This window comes from Agromyces sp. NPDC127015 (genome assembly GCF_042725165.1).
Lineage (GTDB): Bacteria > Actinomycetota > Actinomycetes > Actinomycetales > Microbacteriaceae > Agromyces > Agromyces chromiiresistens.
In genome coordinates this window covers 185,643-207,519 of the sequence record NZ_JBHXDI010000006.1, presented here as the reverse complement: position 1 = coordinate 207,519, position 21,877 = coordinate 185,643, and the positions used below count along the sequence as shown (strand labels likewise).

Sequence of the window (21,877 nt, the reverse complement as noted above, 5' to 3'; positions counted from 1 at the left end):
GCGGGCGTTCAAGGACGACGTGCTCGCCCACCTCGGCAACCCGCTCATCGACGTGCGCTCGCCCGAGGAGTACACGGGCGAGCGCACGACCGCCCCCGCCTACCCCGAGGAGGGCGCGCTCCGCGCCGGGCACATCCCGACCGCGGCATCCGTGCCGTGGGCGCGCGCAGCTGCGGGCGACGGCACCTTCAAGTCGCGTGCGGAGCTCGACGCGATCTACCGCGACGAGGTCGGACTCGCCGACGGCGACGACATCGTGGCGTACTGCCGTATCGGCGAGCGGTCGAGCCACACGTGGTTCGTCCTGCAGCACCTCCTCGGCTTCGAGAACGTGCGCAACTACGACGGCTCGTGGACCGAATGGGGCAGCGCGGTGCGGGTGCCGATCGTGACGGGTGCCGAGCGCGGCGAGGTGCCCGGCCGCTGATCGTCGGCCGAGCGGACCGTCGGCGACCGGCCGACGGTCCGGCCGCCCGTGGGAGAATGGACCGGATGGAACAGACGACCCTGCCCCCCGCCCTCGCCGAGATCCGCGACGACTTCCTCGCGCTCGGCGTGCGCGATCGGCTGCAGCTGCTGCTCGAGTTCTCGAACGAACTGCCCGCGCTCCCCGAACGGTATGCCGACCACCCCGACCTGCTCGAGCGGGTCGAGGAGTGCCAGTCGCCCGTCTTCATCTTCGTCGAGGTGGCCGACGGCGTCGTGCACCTCTTCGCGACCGCGCCCGCCGAGTCGCCGACGACGCGCGGGTTCGCCTCGATCCTCGTGCAGGGGCTCGCCGGGCTCTCCGTGCAGGAGGTGCTCGACATCCCCGCCGACTACCCGCAGTCGCTCGGCCTCGCCGAGGCGGTGTCGCCGCTCCGGGTTCGCGGCATGACGGGCATGCTCGCCCGCACGAAGCGGCAGCTGCGCGAGCGCGTCGCCGCCTGATCAGCCGACGATCTCGGCGTCGCCCTCGGCCGCCGGTTCGTCGCGTCGTCCTCTCGTCGCGAGGAAGGCGACGATCAGCTCGCTCCACCGATCGGGATCGTGGTTCCACAGCTTCGTGTGACGGGCTCCGGTGAACTCCTCGAACTGCACGAGATCGGGGCGGGATGCCGCCAACCGGCGCGACCCGTCGATGGGGACGAACCCGTCGTCCACGCTGTGCATGAGCAGCATCGGCACGGTGAACTCCTCGGCCCTGGCCACGAGGTCGAGCGCCACGAGGTCGATCGGTGCGGCGGCACCCGTGAGTCCCGCGCCGACGGGTGCTCCGAGCACACCGGCGACGAGATCGCCGAGGCCCGCGGGCAATCCCATGGCGGAACCCTGGAACCGGAGGATGTCGACCCAGTCGATCGCGGGAGAGTCGAGGACGACCCCGACCAGGTGCTCGCGCACCTCCTCCGAGCGCAGCACCGCCTGCAGCGAGATCATGCCACCCATCGACCAGCCCATCAGCACGATCTCGCGGGCCCCCCGCGCGACGACGAAACGCACCGCGGCGACGACGTCCTCCCACTCGGTGCCTCCGAGACCGTATCGGCGATCGGTGCTCTCGGGAGCCTCGCCGTCGTTGCGGTAGGAGATGAGGAGGCTGTTCCAGCCGGCCTCGCGCACGGGGCGGACGGCTCGCAGGGTCTCGTGCCGTTTCGCCCCCCGGCCGTGCACGTGCACGACCCAGCGATCGGTCGGTGCGTCTGCCGGCACCGACCACGCCGGCGCGGCGCCGAGGGGCGTCTGCACGACGGCCTCGCGGTACGGGACGTCGAGTTCCCAGGGGCCGAGGAAGTACCAGCCGTCGATCCGGCCCCGTCGGGCTCGGTCGAGGCGTCCGAAGTCGACCGAGTCGATCCCCCTGATGACCATGCCGCCGCGCGCTTCGTCGACCTCGGCGATGCGGGCGTGGCCGGCGTCGCCGTCGAACCAGAGGCCGTACCGGCCGCGCATCCTCGCTTCGTCGCCGTCGGCGAGCGTGATCCGCCGCCCGGCGAGATCGACGGCGAGGATCCGCACGTCCTCCTCGCGCTTCGTGGAGGGGGTGACGACCTTGCGGGCGAACACCACGGTGGCCAACGCCGTGACGGCGGCCGTGATGACGGCGATCGCGCCGGCGACCATTCCGACCGCGGCGAGCGTCGTGCCGATGATGCGGAACCCGCCCCGCCGCTGTGCCATCCGCCGCTTCCTCCCCGATGAACCGATCCCACTGCGTGCCGGTGCGGCGTGCCGCCGCTGCCGGTTCCGATGGAGACTCTAGTCTGCACTCGTGCCCGACCACCCGACCTCCTCCCCCGCCGAGTTCGAGAACGCACTCGCCTCGATCCGGGCCGCCGCGCCGCGCGCCGAGCTCTCGGTGTCGGAGATCCCGGCGCCCGGCGGTCTGGCCCCGTTCGCGGCGGCGCTGTCGGCCGACGTCTCGCCGACGCGCCACGGCGACGACTCCGAACTCGGCACCGGCCGGTTCATCGTGCTGTACGACCCGAGCGAGCCCGAGGCCTGGGGCGGGCGGTTCCGCATCGTGTGCTTCGCGCAGGCACCCCTCGAGACCGACATCGGCCTCGATCCGTTCCTCGCGGACGTGGCGTGGTCGTGGCTGATCGACGCGTTGGACGCACGCGGCGCGCGCTACATCGCGGCGTCGGGCACGGCGACGAAGATCCTCTCGACCGGCTTCGGCGAGCTCGCCCACCAGGGTGACGGCGCGCAGATCGAGCTGCGCGCGTCCTGGACGCCCCTCGACGCCGCCATCGGCGCCCATGTGGAAGGCTGGGGTGAGTTGTTGTGCATGCTCGCGGGACTGCCGCCGCGTGCTGAAGGGGTGACCGCACTGCCCCGCCGGAGGTCGGATCGTGGATGAGTATCGGGTGATCGAGACGCCCGCGGCGTTCGACGAGGCCGTTGACCGGTTGCTGGGCGGATCGGGGCCCATCGCCGTCGACGCCGAGCGTGCGAGCGGCTTCCGCTACTCCCAGCGCGCCTACCTCATCCAGATGTACCGGCGCGGTGCGGGCGTCTTCCTCTTCGACGCCCCCGAGGTGCCCGACTTCTCCGCGCTCGAGAACGGCATCCGCTCGGAGGAGTGGGTGCTGCACGCCGCGAGCCAGGACCTCGCATGTCTTCGCGAGGTCGGCCTCGACCCCGATCGCATCTTCGACACCGAACTCGCGGCGCGCCTGCTCGGCATGCCTCGCGTGGGCCTCGCGTCGGTCGTGGAGGACCTTCTCGGCATCAAGCTCGCGAAGGAGCACTCGGCGGCCGACTGGTCGACGAGACCGCTGCCGCAATCGTGGCTGAAGTACGCGGCCCTCGACGTCGAACTGCTCGTCGACGTGCGCGATCGGCTCGCCGAGCGCCTCGACGCGACCGGCAAGGCCGGCCTCGCCGTCGAGGAGTTCGACGCCGTGCTGCACCGCGCGGCGAAGCCGCCCGCCGCCGAGCCCTGGCGACGCCTCTCCGGCATCCACGCCATGCGGAGTCCCCGCAACCTCGCCGTCGCCCGCGAACTGTGGGTGTCGCGCGACGCCCTGGCCGCCGAGACCGACATCGCGCCGGGCCGACTCGTTCCCGACGCCTCGATCGTCGCCGTCGCGCGCGCCCTGCCGTCCACTCGGCGCGCACTGGCGGACCTCCGAGAGTTCACCGGTCGCGCGAGCCGTACCGAGCTCGACCGCTGGTGGACGGCGCTCGAGCGCGGCCTCACCACCGACGAGCTGCCGGCGGTACGCGTGCCGAGCGATGCCCCGCCTCCGCCGCGTGCATGGGCGAGCCGGAATCCCGAGGCCGACGCCCGTCTGAAGGCCGCGAAGGCCGCGGTGGCCGAGGTCGCGGAAGAGCTCGAGATGCCCCTCGAGAACCTCCTCACGCCCGATTTCCTGCGTCGGGTGGCCTGGCACCCCCCGCAGCCGGCCGACGCCGCGGGCGTCGGCGCGGCCCTCGCGCAGCTCGGCGCGCGCCCGTGGCAGATTGCGGCAACCGCACAGACGATCGCCGATGCGTTTGTCGAGGCGTCACAATCGCTCCTCGACGCGACCTCCGAGGGTTCGTAGGAACCGTCAAGCGATTCACGGGCGCTCGGCACCGGTTCGTAGGATCGAGGCATCCTGATTTCGAAACGGAGCTGCAGCGTGGCTGAACGAGCTGATGTCGTGTTCGTCGATGGGGTTCGGACCCCGTTCGGACGAGCCGGTGAAAAGGGCATGTACTGGAACACGAGGGCCGACGACCTCGCGGTCAAGGCGATCACCGGGCTCCTGGAGCGCAACCCGAACCTTCCTCCCGAGCGCGTCGACGACGTCGCCATCGCTGCGACGACGCAGCAGGGCGACCAGGGCCTGACGCTCGGCCGCACGGCGGCGATCCTCGCCGGCCTGCCGATGAGCGTTCCCGGCTTCGCGATCGACCGCATGTGCGCCGGCGCCATGACCGCGGTGACGACGACGGGTTCGGGCATCGGCTTCGGGCAGTACGACGTCGTCATCGCCGGCGGCGTCGAGCACATGGGCCGTCACCCGATGGGCCTCGACGCCGACCCGAACCCCCGGTTCCTCACCGAGAAGCTCGTGGCCGCCGACGCACTCAACATGGGCAACACTGCCGAGCGCCTGCACGACCGGTTCCCCGAGCTCACGAAGGAGCGCAGCGACCGATTCGGCATGCTGAGCCAGCAGAAGGTGCAGGCCGCCTACGACGCCGGCCACATCCAGCCCGATCTCGTGCCGGTCGCGATCCGCACCGCCGAGGGCTGGGGCCTCGCGAGCGAAGACGAGGGTCGCCGCCCCGCGACCACGATGGAGGGGCTCGCGAGCCTCAAGACCCCGTTCCGCCCGCACGGCCGGGTGACCGCGGGCAACGCGTCGCCGCTCACCGACGGTGCGACCGCTGCGATCCTCGCGAGCTCCGACGCCGCGAAGGAGCTCGGCCTCACGACGAAGATGCGCATGGTGAGCTTCGGCTTCGCCGGCGTCGAGCCCGAGGTCATGGGCATCGGGCCGATCCCCTCGACCGAGAAGGCGCTCAAGCGCGCCGGCCTCTCGATCGACGACATCGGCCTCTTCGAGCTCAACGAGGCCTTCGCCGTGCAGGTGCTGAGCTTCCTCGACCACTTCGGCATCGCCGACGACGACGCCCGGGTCAACCCGTGGGGCGGCGCCATCGCGATCGGCCACCCGCTCGCCGCCTCGGGCGTTCGCCTCATGCTGCAGCTCGCGCGCCAGTTCGAGCAGCACCCCGAGGTCCGCTACGGCATCACCGCGATGTGCGTCGGCCTCGGCCAGGGCGGCACCGTCATCTGGGAGAACCCCCACCACAAGCGCTACGGAAAGGGCCGCTGAGCGACATGACCGACTACTCGAAGATCGACTTCTCCGAGCTGGCGGCCGCGTTCGCCGACGACGAGGTCGTCACGCACTCCTACGTGCGCGACATCCGCCTGGCGTCGGGCCGCGTGCTCGCGCTCATCACGCTCGACAACGGTCGCGACCACACCCGGCCCTCGACGCTCGGCCCGGTCACGCTGATCGAGCTCGGCGAACGGCTCGACGAGCTGAAGGCCCGTGCCGCCGCCGGCGAGATCCAGGCGGTCGCGATCACCGGCAAGCCGTACTTCCTCGCCGCAGGCGCCGATCTCTCGAAGGTGGGCGAGATCCCGAGCCGCGACATCGCGCTGAAGATGGGCCAGCTCGGCCACATGGTGTTCGGCAAGCTGGGCGAGCTCGGCGTGCCCTCGTTCACGTTCATCAACGGCCTCGCCCTCGGCGGCGGCCTCGAGGTCGCGCTCAACAGCGACTACCGCACCGTGGATGCCTCGGCGCCCGCGATCGCGCTGCCCGAGGTCTTCCTCGGCATCGTGCCCGCCTGGGGCGGGGCGTACCTGCTGCCGAACCTGATCGGCATCGAGAACGCCCTCAAGGTGGTCATCGAGAACCCCCTGAAGAACAACCGGATGCTGAAGGCGAAGGACGCCCTCGAGCTCGGCATCGCCGATGCGATGTTCGCGCCGGTCAACTTCCTCGAGGATTCGCTCAAGTGGGCCGACGGCGTGCTCGGCGGCTCGGTTCAGGTGAAGCGTCCCAACGTTCCCGGCAAGCTCGAGCGGCTCGCCAAGTGGGACGTCGCGGTCGGCATCGCCCGCAAGAGCATCGAGGGCAAGCTCGGCACGACCGCGAAGTCGCCGTACGTCGCGCTCGACCTCCTCAAGGCGGCGAAGTCCGGCACCAAGGCGGAGGGCTTCGCCCGTGAGGACGAGGCGCTCGCCGACCTCGTCTCGGGCGACCAGTTCGTCGCCTCGATCTACGCCTTCAACCTCGTGCAGAAGCGTGCCAAGCGCCCCGCCGGCGCGCCCGACAAGTCGCTCGCCCGGAAGGTGACGAAGGTCGGCATCATCGGCGCCGGCCTCATGGCGAGCCAGTTCGCACTGCTCTTCGTGCGTCGCCTGCAGGTGCCCGTCGTCATCACCGATCTCGACCAGGCCCGCGTCGACAAGGGTCTCGCCTACATCCGCGACGAGATCGGCACGCTCGAACAGAAGGGCCGCATCGACGCCGACGAGGCGAATCGACTGCGGGCGCTCATCTCGGGCACGACCGACAAGGCCGACTTCTCCGACTGCGACTGGGTCATCGAAGCGGTCTTCGAAGACCTCGCCGTGAAGCAGCAGGTGTTCGCCGAGGTCGAGCCGCACCTCTCGGAGACCGCGATCATCGCGACGAACACGTCGTCGCTCTCGGTCGAGGAGATCGGCGAGAAGCTCACCCGCCCCGAGCGCCTCGTCGGCTTCCACTTCTTCAACCCGGTCGCGGTCATGCCCCTCATCGAGATCGTGAAGACCCCGAAGACCGACGACGAGACGCTCGCCACCGCGTTCGCCACCGCCGCGAAGCTCAAGAAGAGCGCCGTGCTCACGGCCGACGCGCCCGGCTTCGTCGTGAACCGACTGCTCGCGAAGGTCATGGGCGAGGCGGCACGCGCCGTCGACGAGGGCACCCCGGTGCCGGTCGTCGAGAAGGCGCTCGCGCCGATCGGGCTGCCGATGGGGCCGTTCGAGCTCATCGACCTCGTCGGCTGGGCGGTCGCCGCCCACGTCCAGGACACGATGGTGCGCGAGTTCCCCGAGCGGTTCTACGCCTCGGAGAACATGCACGCCCTCTCGAAGCTGGGCTCGCCCGTCGTCGAGAAGGACAAGCACGGCAAGGTCACCGATCTGACCAAGGACGCGAAGAAGGCGATCACCGTCGGCAAGACGTCGGTCGACGCCGCGACGATCCTGCGCCGCGTCGAAGACGAACTCGCACGTGAGATCAAGCTCATGCTCGACGAAGGCGTGGTCGCCGCAGCCGAAGACATCGACCTCTGCCTCATCCTCGGCGCCGGCTGGCCCTTCCAGGCCGGCGGTGCGACGCCGTACCTCGACCGGGTCGGGGCCTCGGAGCGTGTGTTCGACGACACCTTCCACCATCCGGCGATCCGCGGCGTGGGCGCGTAGCGCACTCGCCGAACCAGAGCGGGGGGGCGCCCCCCCCGGGGCGGGCCCCCGCGCCGGGGGGGGGCCCGGGGCCCGGGGGGGGGGGCGGCGCTGGGGGGGTCCCCCGCCCCCTCCCACCCGCGGGCCCGCGGGGGGGGGGGCGCGCCCCCCCCGCCCCAACCCCCCGGGGCCCGGCCCCCCCCCGGGGGCGGCCCCGCTCTCGTTCGAGGTCCTCGTGCCCTGCGGCGATCCTCCGCAAGGCGGTGGTCTCAGTCTGCGACGTGCGCGATGACTGGCTGCGTGCCCGTGTCGCCCGACGCGCCGCGCGCGTGCGGCAGCTTCGTGCCGAGCACCATTGCGGTGACGTCTTGGGCGATGTGCTGCGGGGTGAGGCCGACGCGCTCCAGGATGTCGGAACGGGAGCCGTGCTCGAGGAACTCGTCGGGCAGGCCCAATTCGGTGACCGCGGTGTCGACCCCGGCCTCGCGCAGGTCCTGACGGATGCGTGTACCGACACCGCCGACGCGGATGCCGTCTTCGAGCGACACCACGATGCGGTAGTCGCCGGCGAGCCCGACGACGCTGCGCGGCACGGGCACGACCCACCGGGGGTCGACGACGGTGGCGCCGATGCCCTGCGCCTCGAGGCGCTCGGCGACCTCGAGGCCGATGCCGGCCATCGGCCCGACGGTGACGATGAGCACGTCCTTGCGCTGGGACTCGACGAGCACGTCGACGCCGTCGTCGGTGCGACGCACCGCGTCGTACTCGGTGCCGACCGAACCCTTCGGGAATCGCAGGACGGTCGGTGAATCCGTCACCTGCACGGCCTCGCCGAGCTCTTCGGCGAGGCGGATCGCGTCGCGCGGTGCGGCGATGCGGATGCCGGGGACGACCTGGAGGATCGAGAGGTCCCAGACGCCGTGGTGGCTCGGGCCGTCGGGCCCGGTGACGCCGGCGCGGTCGAGGACGAACGTGACCCCCGCCTTGTGGAGGGCGACATCCATGAGCAGCTGGTCGAACGCCCGGTTCATGAACGTCGCATACACCGCGACGACCGGGTGCAGGCCGCCGAACGCCAGGCCGGCGGCGGACGTCACGGCGTGCTGCTCGGCGATGCCGACGTCGAAAACCCGTGTCGGGAAGCGCTCGGCCATCCGGTGAAGGCCCGTCGGGCGGAGCATCGCGGCCGTGATGCCCACGAGGCGGTCGTCGCCCTCGGCGAGGTGGACGAGCTCGTCGGCGAAGACGCTCGTCCAGCTCTTCGCCCCGCCGGTGTCGAGCGGCTCACCGGTCTCGGGGTCGATCTGCCCGACGGCGTGGAACTGGTCCGCGACATCGTTGCGGGCGGGCTCGTAGCCGCGGCCCTTCTCGGTGATCGCGTGCACGATGACCGGCGCGCCGTAGTGCTTCGCCTGCCGGAGCGCGGCCTCCATCGCCTGCTCGTCGTGCCCGTCGACGGGACCGACGTACTTGATGTCGAGGTTCGAGTAGAGCGCCTCGTTCCCGGTGAATCGGGAGAGGAAGCCGTGCAGGCCACCGCGCACGCCGCGGTAGAACGCCCTGGCCGGGCCGCCGAGGCGGTTGAACGCGTCGCGGCTCGAGAGGTGGAGGTTGCGGTACGTGCTCTTCGTGCGCACCGAGTTGAGGAAGCGCGCCATGCCCCCGATGGTCGGCGCGTACGAACGGCCGTTGTCGTTCACGACGACGATGAGCTTGCGCGTGTTGTCGTCGGAGATGTTGTTGAGCGCCTCCCACGTCATGCCGCCGGTGAGGGCGCCGTCGCCGACGACCGCGACCACGTGCCGGTCGTGCTGCCCGGTCATCTCGAACGCCTTCGAGATGCCGTCGGCCCACGACAGTGAGCTCGAAGCGTGAGAGGACTCGACGATGTCGTGCTCCGACTCGCTGCGCTGCGGGTATCCGGCCAGACCGCCGGTCTGCCGAAGGGTCGAGAAGTCCTGCCGGCCGGTGAGCAGCTTGTGCACGTACGACTGGTGACCGGTGTCGAACACGATAGCGTCGCGGGGCGAGTCGAACACGCGGTGGATCGCGATGGTGAGCTCCACCACCCCGAGGTTCGGACCCAGGTGCCCGCCCGTCTTGGCGACGTCGGAGACGAGGTGCTCTCGCACTTCGACCGCGAGTTGCTCCAGTTGCTCCTTCGAGAGAGCGTCGAGGTCGCGCGGGCCTCGGATCGTCTCGAGCAAGGTCATGCGTTGGGCCTCCGGGATGACGCGGGCGATGCCGCCGAACGGAACGAGTCTACGCCGGGCAACCTGAGCGCCCGGGCAGACGACAGGGCGATCGGCGGAAACGCCGATCGCCCTGTCGTCGAATGCGTCTGCGTCAGACGAGGCTGCGCAGCACGTACTGCAGGATGCCGCCGTTGCGGTAGTAGTCGGCCTCACCCGGCGTGTCGATGCGGACGACCGCGTCGAACTCGACGGTCGCCTTGCCGGGCGCCGAGTGCTCGCTCGGCGATGCGACGACGTGCACCGTCTTCGGGGTGGTGCCCTCGTTGAGCTGCTCGAGACCCGTGATCGAGACGATCTCGGTGCCGTCGAGGCCGAGCGACGCCCAGCTCTCGCCCGCCGGGAACTGCAGCGGAACGACGCCCATGCCGATCAGGTTCGAGCGGTGGATCCGCTCGAAGCTCTCGGTGATGACCGCCTTGACCCCGAGCAGGCTCGTGCCCTTGGCCGCCCAGTCGCGCGACGAACCCGAGCCGTACTCCTTGCCGCCGAAGATGACGAGCGGAGTGCCCTGCGCCTGGTAGTTCTGCGATGCGTCGTAGATGAACGACTGCGGACCGCCGGCCTGCGTGAAGTCGCGGGTGTAGCCGCCCTCGACGCCGTCGAGGAGCTGGTTCTTCAGGCGGATGTTCGCGAACGTGCCGCGGATCATCACCTCGTGGTTGCCACGGCGCGAGCCGTACGAGTTGAAGTCCTTGCGGTCGACGCCGTGCTCGGTGAGGTAGCGGCCCGCCGGGCTGTCGGCCTTGATCGAACCGGCCGGCGAGATGTGGTCGGTGGTGACCGAGTCGCCGAGCTTCGCGAGCACGCGCGCGCCCGAGATGTCGGTGACCGGGGTCGTCTCCATCGTCATGCCGTCGAAGTACGGGGGCTTGCGAACGTAGGTCGACGCCTCGTTCCACTCGAACACCGCACCGGTCGGCGTCTCGAGGTTGCGCCAGCGCTCGTCGCCCTCGAACACGCTCGCGTACTGGTGCACGAACATGTCCTTGTTGATCGAGTTGTCGATCGTCTCCTGCACCTCGGCCGCGTCGGGCCAGATGTCCTTCAGGAAGACGTCGTTGCCCTCGGTGTCCTTGCCGAGCGCGTCGACCTCGAAGTCGAAGTTCATCGAACCCGCGAGGGCGTACGCGATCACGAGCGGCGGCGACGCGAGGTAGTTCATCTTCACGTCGGGGTTGATGCGGCCCTCGAAGTTGCGGTTGCCGGAGAGCACTGCGGTGACTGCGAGGTCGGACTCGTTGACCGCCGTCGAGATCTCATCGATCAGCGGACCCGAGTTGCCGATGCAGGTCGTGCATCCGTACCCGACGGTGTAGAAGCCCAGCGCCTCGAGGTCGTCGGTCAGGCCGGCCTTCTCGTAGTAGTCGGTGACGACCTTCGACCCGGGCGCGAGCGTGGTCTTCACCCACGGCTTCGCCTTCAGGCCCTTCTTCGCCGCGTTGCGGGCCAGCAGGCCGGCCGCGAGCATGACCGACGGGTTCGAGGTGTTCGTGCACGAGGTGATCGCGGCGATCGCGACCGCACCGTGGTCGAGCGTGAACTTCTCGCCGTCGGCGAGCGTCACCGGAGTCGGGTTCGACGCCGTGGCGGGCGCGTGGCTCGCGTGGTGGTGTTCGTGGTGGCTGTGCTCGTCTTCGGGCGAGTTGCCGGGCGGGTCGGACGCGGGGAACGACTCGGCGATCTCGAGGTCGACGAGGTCGTGGTCGACCGTGGCGTAGTTCAGGAGGTCCTGCTCGAAGGCCGTCTTCGAGTTCGACAGCTCGATGCGGTCCTGCGGACGCTTCGGACCCGCGATGGAGGGAACGACCGTCGAGAGGTCGAGCTCCATGTACTCGCTGAAGGCGGGCTCGTTGTCGGCGTCGTGCCAGAGCTTCTGAGCCTTCGAGTAGGCCTCGACGAGCGCGATCTGCTCGTCGCTGCGGCCGGTGAGGCGCAGGTAGTCGAGCGTGACGTCGTCGATCGGGAACATCGCGGCGGTCGAGCCGAACTCGGGGCTCATGTTGCCGATGGTCGCGCGGTTCGCGAGCGGCACCGAGGCGACGCCCGACCCGTAGAACTCGACGAACTTGCCGACGACGCCGTGCTTGCGCAGCATGTCGGTGATCGTCAGCACGACGTCGGTCGCGGTGACACCGGTGGGGATCGAACCGGAGAGCTTGAAGCCGACGACCTTCGGGATGAGCATCGACACGGGCTGGCCGAGCATCGCGGCCTCGGCCTCGATGCCGCCCACGCCCCAGCCGAGCACGCCGAGGCCGTTGACCATCGTCGTGTGCGAGTCGGTGCCGACGCAGGTGTCGGGGTACGCGCGGAGGACGCCGTCGACGGTGCGGGTGAAGGTCACCTTCGCGAGGTGCTCGATGTTCACCTGGTGCACGATGCCGGTGCCCGGCGGGACGACCTTGAAGTCGTCGAACGCCGTCTGGCCCCAGCGGAGGAACTGGTACCGCTCGCCGTTGCGCTCGTACTCGATCTCGACGTTGCGCTCGAGGGCGTTCTCGGTGCCGAAGAGGTCGGCGATGACGGAGTGGTCGATGACCATCTCGGCCGGAGCGAGCGGGTTGATCTTGTCGGGGTCTCCCCCGAGGGCGACGACCGCCTCGCGCATGGTGGCGAGGTCGACGATGCACGGCACGCCCGTGAAGTCCTGCATGACCACGCGCGCGGGCGTGAACTGGATCTCGGTGTCGGGCTCGGCCGTCGGCACCCACGAGCCGAGCGCCTCGATCTGCTCCTTGGTGACGTTCGCGCCGTCCTCGGTGCGCAGCAGGTTCTCGAGCAGCACCTTCAGGCTGAACGGCAGCTTCTCGTGCCCCGGCACGGTGTCGAGCCGGAAGATCTCGTAGGACTTGTCACCGACGTGGAGCGTGTCCTTCGCCCCGAAACTGTTCACTGCAGACACGATGTCCTCTCCTTCGCGGATGACGCCCGGCACGCGGGCGACTCTCCATCTTCTCCGTCAGACAGGGGGCCGATCCAGCAAGGGTAACCTAAGCCGTTCGCCCGCCGACAGGCTTCGCACGGTGTGCGGATTTATCTTGACGTCGAGATAACTGTATCACTCGGCCGATCGATGTGCCGACGGGTAGACGGCACGTACGACAAGCCACGAGAAGATGAGCGCGAGGGCGTAGAGCGGGACCCCCATGAGCAGCCTGAACGCACCGAGCGCCTCGACGTTGTCGACCAGGTAGAAGGGCACCTGGACGGCGAGCCGGGCGACGAAGAGGCCGATCCAGACGAGCGTCAGGAACTGTGCTGCGCGATACTTGCGGCGGTCGTTGCGCCAGGCGACGCCCTCGCCCATGAGGAATCCGACGATGAGCCCGATCGCCGGCCACCTCACGAGCAGCGACACGAGCAGCGCGAGCGCATAGGCGGCATTCGTGAAGAAGCCGAGCACGTAGTTGTCGCGCGCGTTGCCCGTCCACAGTGCGAGCGCAGCGGACGCGAGCACGCCGATGAGGCCGGCGATCGCCTGCGTGGGCTGACCCTTCGTCGCGATGCGGACGAGCGTGAAGACGCCGGCCAGCCCGACCGACGCGATGAGGGCGGGAACCAGGGCGGCCTGGGCGTCCTGGCCGGCGAAGCTCGTGAGCGTGCTGTAGACGATGAGGAAGACGAGCCCGGGCAGCAACGCCTCGAGGATGCCTCGCACCCCGCCGACGGCGACGAGCAGGTCGCGACCGCTCAGCTTCTCATCGCGTGCGAGGGCGCCGAGCCCGCTCTTCTCGGCCGCGGCCGCGAAGGCCCGGCCGAACTCACCGCCGTCCGCCCCGGCCTGCGCCGAGGCATCCTGCTCGTGCTCGTCGGGGTCGCGGCGCCCTGCGCCCGTCGCGTCGGTCACGCCTACGCCGTCGGAGCGCCGGTGGAGGATGCCGGCATCCGCAGCGGAATCAGGTCGCGCGGCGGCATCGGCGTCGCCCCGCGGACGACGACGATCGAACGGAAGAGGTCCTCGACCTGCGCGGCAGCGGCGGGGTCGACCGCCGCCTGGCCCGCGATCACACCGCGCAGGAACCAGCGCGGTCCGTCGACGCCGATGAAGCGCGCCAGGCGCATCTGGCCCTGCTGCGCCTCGCCCGCCGCGACCGGGATCTGCGCGAGGAGCTCAGGGCCGAACGTGCCCTCGCGCACCGTCGTCGTGCCGCCCTGGCGGGCGATCTGGTCGGCGATCTGCGCACGGATCTCGTGCCAGAGCCCACTCGAGCGCGGCGCGGCGAACGGCTGGACCTGCAGGGTCGAGTTCGCGTAGTCGAGCCCGATCGCGACGACGCGCTTCGTGCCCTCCTCCACCTCGAGGCGGAGGTGCAGGCCCTCGCGCGGAAGGATCTTCACGCCGCCGAGGTCGACGTAGGGGCGCACGGGATTCGCCTCGGCCTCGTCGAGCGGACCCGCGCTCGCGCGGTCTTCGGGGGCGGACTTGGGCTGATCGACGGGAGCCCCGTCGGTGTTCTCGATGTCGCTCACGCGTTCACTCCTGACTTGTGCTCCCCGAATCCCGTGGAGCCGAATCCCCCCTCGCCGCGCAGGCTGCCCGGCAGACGCTCGACCTCGACGAAGCGTGCGCGGCTGACCGGCATCACGACCATCTGTGCGATGCGGTCGCCCACCGCGATGGCGTACGACTCGCTCGTGTCGGTGTTGAGCAGTGCGACCTTGATCTCGCCGCGATAGCCGGCGTCGACGGTGCCCGGTGCGTTCACGATCGTGATGCCGTGCTTGAACGCGAGCCCGGATCGCGGCACCACGAAGGCGACGTAGCCGTCGGGCAGGGCGATCGAGACGCCGGTGCCGACCGTCGCGCGCTCACCGGGCTCGAGGACGACGGCCTCGGCGGCGTGGAGGTCTGCGCCGGCATCACCCGGGTGGGCGTAGTTCGGCAGGCGCTCGGCGGTGATGAGGACGTCGACGGAATCGGTCACCGTTCGAGGGTAGTCCAGAAGTGTCGGAGGCTCGTGCAGAAGTCTGATCTGATAGAGCCATGCCCGACTATCGCGAGAAACTGTGGCCGACGCCGTGGATCTACCTCTCGAGCCTGCTGCTCGTGCCCGCGAGCATCCTCGTGCTCGCACCGGTGTCGATGCCGGCCGGAATCGCCACCGGCATCATCCTCTATGCCGCGGTCGCCGGCGCCCTGAGCATCACGGCACCCGTCATCGAGGTCAGGAGCGGACGCCTGCACGCAGGGCGTGCCGAGATCTCGCTCGAACTGCTCGGCGAGGCCGTCGCGGCCGACGATGCCGCTGCTCGCATCGAACGGGGCACCGGGCTCGACGCCCGCGCCTTCCTCGTGATCCGGGGCTGGATCCGACCGGTCGTGCGCGTGCCCGTCATCGACCCGGCCGACCCGACGCCGTACTGGCTGGTCTCGACGCGGCATCCCAAAGAACTGGCCGCCGCGATCAACGGATCGCGACGGCCTGACGACACTGAGCGGAGCGCTTAGGAGGCGCACTCCAGGCAGATCGGCCCGAGCTTCGTCTCGTGGTCGATCTGCGAGCGGTGCTTCACGAGGAAGCAGTTCACGCACGTGAACTCATCGGCCTGCGGAGGCAGCACGACGACGTCGAGCTCGACATCCGACAGGTCGGCACCCGAGAGGTCAAAACCTCCGGGGTTGTCGGCGTCATCGACGTCGACCACACCCGACATCTTGTCGGGGACGCGTTCCTTGAGGGCCTCGATCGACTCCGAGTCGTCTTCGGTCTTCCGCGGGGCGTCGTAATCCGTTGCCATTCCCATCCATTTCCTCAAGCGCCGGAGATTCGGCGGCCATAGTCTGCATCAAAACGAGGACGTAAGCAAACCCTTTGTACGGCGGATCGTCCGATGCTTCCTGCTCAACTTCCGCCGCGCCCGGGCTATTCCCGCGAGCACCGGTCCGGGCGTGGCATCCTTGGGCGGAGACGAAAGCACGGAAGGGCTTGTCGCGATGCAGGAACTCAAGGTAATCGGGGTCGAGAACGGCGCGCTCCTCGCCGCCTCCGACGATGGCGCGCGCTTCCGGATCGAGATCGACGAAGTGCTCCAATCGCGGATCCGCCAGGCGCAGCCGGAGCAGCTCACCGGACCGAAGCCGTCGCCACGCGAGGTGCAGGCCCATATCAGGGGCGGCATGTCGGCCGAGGAGGTCGCCCAGCTCACGGGCGCCGCGGTCGAGTACATCCGTCGCTTCGAGGGGCCGGTGATGGCCGAACGCGAACACGTCGTGACGTCCGCCCTCGCCGTGCCCGTGAACGTGACCCTCGACGTCGACCCCGCCGACGAGCCCGCCTCGTTCGGCGGCGTGATCCGCGACCGGCTCGCGAAGCTCGGCGCCGAGGGCGAGCGATGGGCGAGCTGGAAGGACGACGAGCGCGGCTGGATCGTCAAGCTCGAATTCACCGCCGACACCATCGACCACGACGCGCGCTGGACCTTCGAGCCGCGCAAGCAGTCGCTGCAGCCGCTCAATTCCGAGGCGATCACGCTCTCGCAGCAGGGCGAGCTCAAGGGCGGCCTGATCCCGCGCCTGCGCGCAGTCGGCCCCGACTCCGACGAGTCGCGCTTCGACAGCGGCGCCTTCACGTTCGACGAGATCGAGCAGAGCGACAACGACACCGCCCCGCACCTCGAGCCGCTTCCGTACGCGCGCACGGCCCAGACCTCGAGCCCCGCGGCGGCGCGCGCCGCGATCAAGCGAGCCGACGAACCCAAGCCGTCGCTCGGCGAGACCGCCGACCTCCTCGAGGCACTCCGCCGTCGGCGCGGCGAGCGCGAGTCGGCGACGCTCGACGCTCCCGCTCCCCTGCAGCCCGCGACGCTCGACGTGCCCAGCGAGCCGTCACCGGCCACTGAGACGCTGAGCGAACCCGCCGCCGAGGAGAAGCCGGGCGCCGGTGCCCGAAGCCTGTGGGGCAAGGTCTCGTCGTCGTCGTCCTCGACGTCGGGATCGGGGCGCGCAGCCAAGAAGGGCCGCGCATCGATGCCGAGCTGGGACGAGATCGTCTTCGGCGCCCGCACCGACGACGATCTGGCCTGACGCCGCCCACGACCGCACGAGGCCCGGTTCACCGAACGGTGACCGGGCCTCTTCCGTCGTCGAGCGGCTACGCCGACTTCTCGGCGCGACGCGCCTTGTGCGGCACGATCGTCGGCGCGGCATTGTCGAGCACCGCGGCCTTGGTGACCACGACTCGGGCGACCCCGGTCGACGAGGGGACCTCGAACATGATCGGCCCGAGCACCTCCTCCATGATGGCGCGCAGGCCTCGCGCACCGGTCTGACGGAGAACGGCGAGGTCGGCGATCGCCTCGAGCGCCGCGTCTTCGAAGTCCAGCTCGACGCCGTCGAGCTGGAACATGCGCTGGTACTGCTTCACGAGTGCGTTCTTCGGCTCGGTGAGGATCTCCATGAGCGCCTCGCGATCGAGCGGCGTGACCGTCGCGACGACGGGCAGGCGACCGATGAACTCGGGGATGAGGCCGAACTTGTGCAGGTCTTCGGGGAGGACCTCGCTGAAGATGTCGGCCTCCTCCTCTTTATTGTGCAGGGGGGCGCCGAACCCGATGCCGCGCTTGCCCGCACGCGAGGAGATGATGTCCTCGAGCCCGGCGAACGCACCCGCGACGATGAACAGCACGTTCGTCGTGTCGATCTGGATGAACTCCTGATGCGGGTGCTTGCGTCCGCCCTGCGGCGGGACGGAGGCGACGGTGCCCTCGAGGATCTTCAGCAGCGCCTGCTGCACGCCTTCGCCGGACACGTCCCTCGTGATGGACGGGTTCTCGGCCTTACGGGCGATCTTGTCGACCTCGTCGATGTAGATGATGCCCGTCTCGGCGCGCTTGACGTCGTAGTCGGCGGCCTGGATGAGCTTCAGCAGGATGTTCTCGACGTCCTCGCCCACGTAGCCGGCCTCGGTCAGGGCGGTGGCGTCGGCGACGGCGAACGGCACGTTCAACTGCTTCGCGAGCGTCTGCGCGAGATAGGTCTTGCCGCATCCGGTCGGACCGATGAGCAGGATGTTCGACTTCGCGATCTCCACGTCGTCGTGGGCGCGGTCGGCGGTCGTCAGCGTCGTCTTCGCGCGCACGCGCTTGTAGTGGTTGTAGACCGCGACGGCGAGCGCCTTCTTCGCGGCCTCCTGGCCGATCACGTACTCCTCGAGGAAGCCGAAGATCTCCTTCGGCTTCGGCAGCTCGAACTCGCCCGTCTCGGTCTCGCCGGCCTCGGCCAGGCGCTCCTCGATGATCTCGTTGCAGAGTTCGACGCACTCGTCGCAGATGTAGACGCCGGGCCCGGCGATGAGCTGCTGCACCTGCTTCTGGCTCTTTCCGCAGAAGGAGCACTTGAGCAGGTCGGCGCTCTCCCCGATGCGTGCCATCGCACCCTCCTCTCGACGAGCCTGTTCCGAGCCTAGCCCGAGTTCGAGCGGTTGCGGCGTAGCCTGTGCGATTCGACACGCGAGCCGTTTCGCCGGTCGCGAACCGCGCCGGAATCAGAACGACGGATGCCTCGGCCGAGTGTTCGGCCGAGGCATCCGTGCGTGCTGCAAGCGGTCAGCGCGTGATCGCCGGCAGGTTCTTGCGCGACGTGAGCACCTGGTCGATGAGGCCGTATTCGAGGGACTCCTCGGCCGACAGGATCTTGTCGCGGTCGATGTCGTCGTGCACCTGCTGCTGGTCGCGGTTCGAGTGACGCGCGAGCGTCTCTTCGAGCCAGGTGCGCATGCGCAGGATCTCCGCGGCCTGGATCTCGATGTCGCTCGCCTGGCCGTGACCCGCCTCGCCCATCGCGGGCTGGTGGATGAGCACGCGCGCGTTCGGCAGCGCGAGGCGCTTGCCGGGCGTGCCTGCGGCGGCGATGACGGCCGCCGCCGAGGCGGCCTGACCGAGGACGACGGTCTGGATCTGCGGGCGGATGTACTGCATCGTGTCGTAGATCGCCGTCATCGCGGTGAACGAGCCGCCGGGCGAGTTGATGTAGAGGATGATGTCACGGTCGGGGTCCATCGACTCGAGCACCAGGAGCTGCGCCATGATGTCGTCGGCCGAGGCGTCGTCGACCTGCACGCCGAGGAAGATGATGCGATCCTCGAAGAGCTTGGCGTAGGGGTCTTGCCGCTTGTAGCCGTAGGCGGTGCGCTCCTCGAAGCTCGGCAGGATGTACCGCGAGCCGGGCGCCTGCACGCCGTTGAAGGCGGTGCCGCCGAAAGCAGGGCCACCGATAGTAGGTACTGACATTCGCTCGTTCTCTCTTCTCTCGCTGCCTACGCCTGGGTTCCGCCGCCGCCGGCCACGTCGAGGGCCGACTCGCGGATGTGGTCGACGAAGCCGTACTCGAGGGCCTCCTGCGCGTTGAACCAGCGGTCGCGGTCGCCGTCGGCGTTGATCTGCTCGACGGTCTTGCCGGTCTGCGCGGCGGTGATCTCGGCGAGGCGGCGCTTCATGTCGAGGATGAGCTGCGCCTGGGTCTGGATGTCGCTCGCGGTGCCGCCGAAGCCGCCGTGCGGCTGGTGCAGGAGGACGCGGGCGTTCGGGGTGATGTACCGCTTGCCCTTGGTGCCGGCGGTGAGCAGGAGCTGCCCCATCGACGCGGCCATGCCGATGCCGACGGTGACGATGTCGTTGGGCACGAACTGCATGGTGTCGTAGATCGCCATGCCGGCCGTGATCGAGCCACCGGGCGAGTTGATGTAGAGGTAGATGTCCTTCTTGGCATCTTCCGCGGCGAGCAGCAGCAGCTTCGCCGCGATCTCATTGGCGTTCTCGTCGCGCACCTCGGAGCCAAGCCAGATGATGCGGTCCTTCAGCAGTCGATCGAAAACACCGGTGCCTGGTGTCGGTTCGGCCATGTGTCGCTCCGTTTCGGTTGTCGCGTTGGAATCGAATCTATCCGTTGCAACGCGCGCGAACCCCGGTGTTCGCCCTAGGCGGATGCCGTGAGCGCCTCCGCGTATGCGGCGACCGACACGCGATAGCGGGCGAGGTGCGGCGCGAGCGCCGTGAGTGCGACGGATGCCGCGTGGCGGGCGTCGCCCGTATCGACGAGCGCGAGCACGCGGAACGCCGCGACGGCGTCCCGGAGCTCTCCTGCCTCGGACTCGATCGCGTCGAGCAGCGCGAGCGACTCCAGCGGCCGGCCGAGGTTGCGCAGCGTCGATGCGAGCTGCACGTGCGCCTGCACGCGCTCGGATCCAGTCAGGCCCGCGTCGATCGCGTGTCGGTAGAGCGGTTCGGCCTCGGCCTCCAGCCCGGCCGAGTCGCGGGCGCCGGCCCGCTCGAAGAGCGCGAGCGGATCGTGCTCGTCCCGTTCGGCGGCCAGCGCGTCGATGCGCTCGACGACCTCGAGCTCGCCGAGCTCGTCGGCCGCCGCCCAGACCTCGTCGACCCGGCGCTGCCACTCGCTCGCTTCGCTCATCCCATCCTCTTTCCTCGTCCGTCGGTCGTGGAGACGACGAAGGGGCCGAGCGAGAACGCTCGGCCCCTCCGCACTGCGATGCAGGATTACTCCGCGTCGGCCTTCTTCGGCGCGCGCTTGCGAGCCGGCTTCTTCTCCTCGGCCGGGGCCTCGGCCGCCTCCTCGGCGGGAGCCTCTGCCGCGGCCTTCTTCGGCGCGCGCTTCTTCGCGGCGGGCTTCTTCTCCTCGGCGGGGGCCTCGACGGCCTCCTCGGCCTCGTCGTCGCCGGCGACGGCGGTGAACTCGGAGAGGTCGACGGCGTTGCCCGAGGCATCCGTCACCTTCGCCTTGCCGAGCGCGATCGCGAGCGCCTTGTTGCGCGCGACCTCGCCGACCATGGCGGGGATCTGGCCCTGCTGGCTGAGGATCTGAACGAACTCGTTGGGGTCCATGCCGTACTGGGCTGCGCCCTGCACGAGGTACTGGGTGAGCTCCTCCTGGCTGACCTGGACCTTCTCGGCCTCCGCGATCGCGTCGAGCAGGATCTGCGTCTTGAACGCCTTCTCGCTCGCCTCGGCGACCTCGGCGCGGTGCTCGTCGTCCTCGAGGCGGTTCTCGCTCTCGAGGTGGCGGTGCACCTCGTCGTCGATGACGCCCTGGGCGACGGGGACCTCGACGAGCTCGAGGAGCTTGTCGACGAGCAGGTCGCGGGCCTGGTTGCCCTGGCCGAAGACCTTGTTGCGTCCGGCCTGCTCCTTGAGCGAGTCCTTCAGCTCGGCGAGGGTGTCGAACTCGCTCGCGATCTGCGCGAAGTCGTCGTCGGCCTCGGGGAGCTCGCGCTCCTTGACGGCGGTGACGGTGACGCTGATCTCGGCGGTCTCGCCCTCGTGGTCGCCGCCGAGCAGCTTCGACGAGAAGGTGGTCGACTCGTCGGCCGACAGGGTGTCGAGCGCCTCGTCGATGCCCTCGAGCAGTTCGCCCGAGCCGAGCTCGTACGAGATGCCGCTGGCCTTGTCGACCTCGGCGCCGTCGATCGTCGCGACGAGGTCGAGCGTGACGAAGTCGCCCGTCTTGGCCGGGCGGTCGACCGTGATGAGCGTGCCGAAGCGGCTGCGCAGGCGCTCGAGCTCGGCCTCGATCTCGTCGTCGCCGACCTCGACGGAGTCGACCGTCAGCTCGAGGCCGTCGTATGCGGGAAGCTCGATCTCGGGACGCACGTCGACCTCGATGGCGAGCAGCAGGTCGCCGGAGAAGTCCTTCTCGCTCGGCCACTCGACGATGTCGGCCTCGGGGCGGCCCATCGGGCGCAGCTCGTGCTCGGCGACGGCGGCGCGGTAGAAGCCGTCGAGGCCCTCGTTCACCGCGTGCTCGAGCACGGCGGCCTTGCCGACCCGCTGGTCGATGATGGGGGGCGGCACCTTGCCCTTGCGGAAGCCGGGCACGTTGACCTGCTCGGCGATGTGGCTGTAGGCGTGGGTGATGCTGGGCTTCAGCTCCTCGGGCGTCACCGAGATGGTGAGCTTGGCGCGCGTCGGGCTCAGCTTCTCAACCGAAGTGGTCGGCATGGGGAAGTTCTCCTGTTGTGTGGAAGTTCGTGTCGAGTCGGATCGACTCGTCGGGGCGACAGGATTCGAACCTGCGACCTCCCGCTCCCAAAGCGGGCGCTCTACCAAGCTGAGCTACGCCCCGAGTCGCGACTCAACTCGTCGGACCACCGGCGCGGGCATGCCGAAGCACACGTCGGGCCGAGGGACCCCGGAAAGTCTACTGCACGCGCGCAGGCCGGCGCTG

At 69.7% G+C, this 21,877-nt stretch carries 20 protein-coding genes and 1 tRNA gene; 8 read left to right on the top strand and 13 right to left on the bottom strand.

Annotation, left to right across the window (positions count from 1 at the left end):
- Together ACFWGP_RS18380 and ACFWGP_RS18375 are read left to right on the top strand one after the other, a co-directional pair.
- Positions 1–427: sulfurtransferase (locus ACFWGP_RS18380; protein WP_376931530.1), on the top strand; the 427-nt coding region annotated here is incomplete at its 5' end.
- 65 nt (positions 428–492) lie between these two features.
- Positions 493–930, top strand: coding sequence for a SufE family protein (locus tag ACFWGP_RS18375; protein ID WP_231430857.1), 438 nt, complete (start codon positions 493–495; stop codon positions 928–930).
- Here the strand turns inward: ACFWGP_RS18375 and ACFWGP_RS18370 are convergent, their stop codons facing one another.
- Positions 931–2,160, bottom strand: a complete 1,230-nt coding sequence (locus ACFWGP_RS18370; protein ID WP_376931529.1) for an alpha/beta hydrolase family protein — start codon at positions 2,158–2,160, stop codon at positions 931–933.
- Positions 2,161–2,251: 91 nt separating this feature from the next.
- On the opposite strand from ACFWGP_RS18370, the gene ACFWGP_RS18365 reads away from it, so the two are divergent.
- The 4 genes from ACFWGP_RS18365 to ACFWGP_RS18350 all read left to right on the top strand — a co-directional run bounded on the left by ACFWGP_RS18365 (position 2,252) and on the right by ACFWGP_RS18350 (position 7,465).
- Positions 2,252–2,842 (top strand): DUF3000 domain-containing protein, encoded by a 591-nt coding sequence (locus ACFWGP_RS18365; protein ID WP_231430855.1) that lies wholly within the window; start codon positions 2,252–2,254, stop codon positions 2,840–2,842.
- Positions 2,835–4,031, top strand: a complete 1,197-nt coding sequence (locus ACFWGP_RS18360) for an HRDC domain-containing protein (RefSeq protein ID WP_376931528.1) — start codon at positions 2,835–2,837, stop codon at positions 4,029–4,031. The genes ACFWGP_RS18365 and ACFWGP_RS18360 overlap by 8 nt, the downstream gene beginning before the upstream one ends.
- 78 nt (positions 4,032–4,109) lie before the next feature.
- Positions 4,110–5,315, top strand: coding sequence for a thiolase family protein (locus tag ACFWGP_RS18355; protein ID WP_231430853.1), 1,206 nt, complete (start codon positions 4,110–4,112; stop codon positions 5,313–5,315).
- A 5-nt stretch (positions 5,316–5,320) separates the two neighbouring features.
- Positions 5,321–7,465: a 3-hydroxyacyl-CoA dehydrogenase NAD-binding domain-containing protein gene (locus ACFWGP_RS18350; protein WP_376931527.1), complete on the top strand. Its 2,145-nt coding sequence runs from the start codon at positions 5,321–5,323 to the stop codon at positions 7,463–7,465.
- Between the two features lie 248 nt (positions 7,466–7,713).
- On the opposite strand, the gene dxs is transcribed toward ACFWGP_RS18350, so the two are convergent.
- The 5 genes from dxs to dut all read right to left on the bottom strand — a co-directional run bounded on the left by dxs (position 7,714) and on the right by dut (position 14,627).
- The gene (dxs, locus tag ACFWGP_RS18345; RefSeq protein ID WP_376931526.1) at positions 7,714–9,660 is read right to left on the bottom strand and encodes a 1-deoxy-D-xylulose-5-phosphate synthase; all 1,947 of its coding nucleotides are present in this window, start codon (positions 9,658–9,660) and stop codon (positions 7,714–7,716) included.
- Between the two features lie 133 nt (positions 9,661–9,793).
- Positions 9,794–12,604 carry an aconitate hydratase AcnA gene (gene acnA / locus ACFWGP_RS18340; protein ID WP_275506897.1) on the bottom strand — a complete coding sequence of 937 codons (2,811 nt, stop codon included), beginning with the start codon at positions 12,602–12,604 and terminating at the stop codon, positions 9,794–9,796.
- A gap of 156 nt (positions 12,605–12,760) precedes the next feature.
- Entirely contained in the window at positions 12,761–13,549 is a 789-nt protein-coding gene (locus tag ACFWGP_RS18335) for a DUF3159 domain-containing protein (RefSeq protein ID WP_376931525.1), read from the bottom strand.
- A 2-nt stretch (positions 13,550–13,551) separates the two neighbouring features.
- Positions 13,552–14,172, bottom strand: a complete 621-nt coding sequence (locus ACFWGP_RS18330; RefSeq protein WP_231430849.1) for a DUF3710 domain-containing protein — start codon at positions 14,170–14,172, stop codon at positions 13,552–13,554.
- Positions 14,169–14,627 carry a dUTP diphosphatase gene (gene dut / locus ACFWGP_RS18325; protein ID WP_231430848.1) on the bottom strand — a complete coding sequence of 153 codons (459 nt, stop codon included), beginning with the start codon at positions 14,625–14,627 and terminating at the stop codon, positions 14,169–14,171. The genes ACFWGP_RS18330 and dut overlap by 4 nt, the downstream gene beginning before the upstream one ends.
- A 59-nt stretch (positions 14,628–14,686) precedes the next feature.
- Here dut and ACFWGP_RS18320 point away from each other — a divergent pair, with 59 nt between their 5' ends.
- Positions 14,687–15,151 carry a DUF3093 domain-containing protein gene (locus ACFWGP_RS18320; protein WP_231430847.1) on the top strand — a complete coding sequence of 155 codons (465 nt, stop codon included), beginning with the start codon at positions 14,687–14,689 and terminating at the stop codon, positions 15,149–15,151.
- Here ACFWGP_RS18320 and ACFWGP_RS18315 read toward each other — a convergent pair.
- On the bottom strand, positions 15,148–15,441 hold the full coding sequence (locus ACFWGP_RS18315) for a DUF4193 domain-containing protein (protein WP_026378289.1): 294 nt from the start codon (positions 15,439–15,441) through the stop codon (positions 15,148–15,150). The two genes, ACFWGP_RS18320 and ACFWGP_RS18315, sit on opposite strands and share 4 nt — an antisense overlap.
- 196 nt (positions 15,442–15,637) lie before the next feature.
- Between ACFWGP_RS18315 and sepH the strand changes: the two genes are divergently transcribed.
- Positions 15,638–16,726, top strand: coding sequence for a septation protein SepH (sepH, locus tag ACFWGP_RS18310; RefSeq protein ID WP_275506895.1), 1,089 nt, complete (start codon positions 15,638–15,640; stop codon positions 16,724–16,726).
- Positions 16,727–16,793: 67 nt separating this feature from the next.
- Here sepH and clpX read toward each other — a convergent pair whose 3' ends face one another.
- The 6 genes from clpX to ACFWGP_RS18280 all read right to left on the bottom strand — a co-directional run bounded on the left by clpX (position 16,794) and on the right by ACFWGP_RS18280 (position 21,775).
- Positions 16,794–18,071 carry an ATP-dependent Clp protease ATP-binding subunit ClpX gene (clpX, locus tag ACFWGP_RS18305; protein ID WP_231430845.1) on the bottom strand — a complete coding sequence of 426 codons (1,278 nt, stop codon included), beginning with the start codon at positions 18,069–18,071 and terminating at the stop codon, positions 16,794–16,796.
- 175 nt (positions 18,072–18,246) lie between these two features.
- Complete coding sequence (locus ACFWGP_RS18300) at positions 18,247–18,930, bottom strand: ATP-dependent Clp protease proteolytic subunit (protein ID WP_231430844.1); 684 nt, start codon at positions 18,928–18,930, stop codon at positions 18,247–18,249.
- A 26-nt stretch (positions 18,931–18,956) separates the two neighbouring features.
- Positions 18,957–19,541 (bottom strand): ATP-dependent Clp protease proteolytic subunit, encoded by a 585-nt coding sequence (locus ACFWGP_RS18295; protein ID WP_231430843.1) that lies wholly within the window; start codon positions 19,539–19,541, stop codon positions 18,957–18,959.
- 74 nt (positions 19,542–19,615) lie between these two features.
- On the bottom strand, positions 19,616–20,107 hold the full coding sequence (locus tag ACFWGP_RS18290; protein WP_231430842.1) for a tetratricopeptide repeat protein: 492 nt from the start codon (positions 20,105–20,107) through the stop codon (positions 19,616–19,618).
- 86 nt (positions 20,108–20,193) lie between these two features.
- Complete coding sequence (tig, locus tag ACFWGP_RS18285) at positions 20,194–21,651, bottom strand: trigger factor (RefSeq protein WP_376931524.1); 1,458 nt, start codon at positions 21,649–21,651, stop codon at positions 20,194–20,196.
- Between the two features lie 50 nt (positions 21,652–21,701).
- A tRNA-Pro gene (locus ACFWGP_RS18280) sits at positions 21,702–21,775 on the bottom strand.
- Positions 21,776–21,877 lie beyond the last annotated feature (102 nt).

Bases quoted from the DNA above. Each gene is read 5' to 3' on its own strand.
- ACFWGP_RS18375 (WP_231430857.1), top strand. From the start codon at position 493: ATGGAACAGACGACCCTGCCCCCCGCCCTCGCCGAGATCCGCGACGAC.
- ACFWGP_RS18370 (WP_376931529.1), bottom strand. From the start codon at position 2,160: ATGGCACAGCGGCGGGGCGGGTTCCGCATCATCGGCACGACGCTCGCC.
- ACFWGP_RS18350 (WP_376931527.1), top strand. From the start codon at position 5,321: ATGACCGACTACTCGAAGATCGACTTCTCCGAGCTGGCGGCCGCGTTC.
- dxs (WP_376931526.1), bottom strand. From the start codon at position 9,660: ATGACCTTGCTCGAGACGATCCGAGGCCCGCGCGACCTCGACGCTCTC.
- ACFWGP_RS18320 (WP_231430847.1), top strand. From the start codon at position 14,687: ATGCCCGACTATCGCGAGAAACTGTGGCCGACGCCGTGGATCTACCTC.
- ACFWGP_RS18315 (WP_026378289.1), bottom strand. From the start codon at position 15,441: ATGGCAACGGATTACGACGCCCCGCGGAAGACCGAAGACGACTCGGAG.
- sepH (WP_275506895.1), top strand. From the start codon at position 15,638: ATGCAGGAACTCAAGGTAATCGGGGTCGAGAACGGCGCGCTCCTCGCC.
- clpX (WP_231430845.1), bottom strand. From the start codon at position 18,071: ATGGCACGCATCGGGGAGAGCGCCGACCTGCTCAAGTGCTCCTTCTGC.
- ACFWGP_RS18300 (WP_231430844.1), bottom strand. From the start codon at position 18,930: ATGTCAGTACCTACTATCGGTGGCCCTGCTTTCGGCGGCACCGCCTTC.
- ACFWGP_RS18295 (WP_231430843.1), bottom strand. From the start codon at position 19,541: ATGGCCGAACCGACACCAGGCACCGGTGTTTTCGATCGACTGCTGAAG.
- ACFWGP_RS18290 (WP_231430842.1), bottom strand. From the start codon at position 20,107: ATGAGCGAAGCGAGCGAGTGGCAGCGCCGGGTCGACGAGGTCTGGGCG.
- tig (WP_376931524.1), bottom strand. From the start codon at position 21,651: ATGCCGACCACTTCGGTTGAGAAGCTGAGCCCGACGCGCGCCAAGCTC.